The organism is Aeromonas media, from assembly GCF_000819985.1.
Lineage (GTDB): Bacteria > Pseudomonadota > Gammaproteobacteria > Enterobacterales > Aeromonadaceae > Aeromonas > Aeromonas media.
In genome coordinates, this window is the sequence record NZ_CDBZ01000216.1 from 1 (window position 1) to 767 (window position 767).

A 767-nucleotide genomic window follows, 5' to 3' on the forward strand; every position below is an offset into this window, starting at 1 on the left:
GACACCCCGGCCGCCGGCGACGAGCAGGATCCCCTGCTCAAGCTGGAAGCCGCTCGTGGTACCAGCCGGGTCATCTGCTTCTCGCCGGATCACGGCAAGACCCTGCCCGAGCTGGCGCTGCCCGCCATCGAGGCGGTGATCACCACCTGGATGAGCCAGGTCGCCGAGCTGTCGAGCCAATGGGAATGGGTGCAAGTGTTCGAGAACAAGGGCGCCGTCATGGGCTGCTCCAATCCCCACCCCCATGGCCAGCTGTGGGGCAGCGACTTCCTGCCCAACGAGATAGCCCGCGAAGAGCAGCACCAGCGCACCTGGCTGGCCGAGCACGGCCGCCCGCTGCTGCTGGACTATGTGGAGCGGGAGCTGAAAGACCGATCCCGCATCGTGGTGGAGACGGCACACTGGCTGGCAGTGGTGCCCTTCTGGGCGGCCTGGCCGTTCGAGACCCTGCTGCTGCCCAAGGCCCATGTGCCCTCAATGCTGGATCTAACCCGGGAGCAGCAAGAAGATCTGGCGGTGGCGCTCAAGGAGCTCACCAGCCGCTACGACAACCTGTTCGAGTGCAGCTTCCCCTACTCCATGGGCTGGCACTTCGCGCCGCCGAACTCGGACTGCCCCGAGGCCTGGCAGTTGCACGCCCACTTCTACCCGCCCCTGCTGCGCTCCGCCACCGTGCGCAAGTTCATGGTGGGCTTCGAGATGCTGGCCGAAACCCAGCGGGACCTGACGCCGGAACAAGCCGCCGAGCGCCTGCGTTCCCTCTCCCC

1 protein-coding gene is annotated in these 767 nt (G+C 67.0%); it reads left to right on the forward strand.

The genetic code is table 11. The annotated features are described in order from the left end of the window. On the forward strand, positions 1-767 hold a 767-nt coding region (gene galT / locus BN1127_RS19530), incomplete at both ends, for a galactose-1-phosphate uridylyltransferase (protein ID WP_042650546.1).